The 1,221-nt window shown below is 41.4% G+C and carries 1 protein-coding gene; it reads right to left on the bottom strand.

Going from position 1 to position 1,221, the window contains the following annotated elements; all coding sequences use genetic code 11:
• Window positions 1-19: 19 nt before the first annotated feature.
• A complete protein-coding gene (locus ORI98_RS18115) occupies window positions 20-1,213 on the bottom strand; it encodes an IS4 family transposase (RefSeq protein ID WP_306136154.1) in 1,194 nt (397 codons plus the stop codon).
• Window positions 1,214-1,221: the final 8 nt, after the last annotated feature.

Raw genomic sequence — 1,221 nt, 5'->3', positions numbered from 1 at the left:
CTGACGGATCCCCACGAATTTAATAGCATGCTTGTGGCTCCCGAACTAAGCCTTGTAGTGTTTTGATTGCTACCTGCCAATGCAATTTCAACAGCTTCAAGTTCCTATCTTTGTATGCTCTCAAGCCTATGAATTGGTTTGAGAGTACGTTGCGGTGCTTTATTGAGTTAGCTTGATATTGCCAGTGTTTACCAGCAGCTTTCACCGCTAATCCTAAAAGATAAAGCACAAATTGAGACAAGCAGGCAATAAGTAGCAATACGCTGAGCCTGCTCACTACTCGGGTGCCGCTATCATTCATTTTTAGGCCTGTTTTAACATCTCTAAAGCTTTCCTCTATCTGCATTCTTGTGGCATAAATCTTAACGATTCTTTTAGCCTTAAAGTTTGAGTTACAAATTGATGTCGCTAGTAACCAAGGTTCTTTTTCTCGCTCGGCACTCGTACGAGACTGCTTACTACGCCTGCTTTTATCACCTGTTGCGGTTCTATCTTTTCGTCCTTTAGGATCGCGTTTGAAGATAACTAAACGAGAGCTGAAAGAAGTCTGCTCACCTAAAAGATATACGCCAAGGTTTTTGGCTATAGAGCGAGCTTGAGCGTAAAGCTTTTTGACTGGATACCACTGATCAACTGAACTTTTTCTGCAGTGTGTCCGATTTCTAAAGCGGCCTACATAATCCCAGCCAAGAGACAAAACCTGCTTAAACCAAGGAATACGAAAGCCTGCGTCAGTTACGATGATAGGCTTGCAGCCATTGGGCAACATAGCCTTTAATTTTGTCAGAAATAATAGGTGAGTTCTTGGTTTCTCTTTCTTATTAAGTGGGTGTATCTCTTCATAAAGCGTTAAAGATCGCCCTTGAGCAGCAAGTGATGCTCTAATTAGAAAATGTTGCTTTCGGTCATCAAGATCTGACCAATCGATATGAATAATTGGCTGCTGCATGGTCCCCACTAACAGGTAAGTCATACGGGTATAAATGAACTCGATATCGCGATGTAAATAGGTGTTACTACAAAGCCTATCTACGCGTTTAATCTTATGTTTTTCCATGGCTTTGCTCTCAATCTCACGACCAAGACCTGTGATTGAAAGTGAAGCACCGTTCATTGAACTTTCTATTGATGAGAATAAACTTTGTCGGCGAGTTTTGTGCATTAACGGGGTGACAAGGGATAGGCATTTTGATAAAACGTGTTTTGCATTCATGGCATTTA

Source organism: Shewanella sp. ULN5 (assembly GCF_030731885.1).
Lineage (GTDB): Bacteria > Pseudomonadota > Gammaproteobacteria > Enterobacterales > Shewanellaceae > Shewanella > Shewanella holmiensis.
This window is presented reverse-complemented; position numbering and strand designations above follow the sequence as displayed.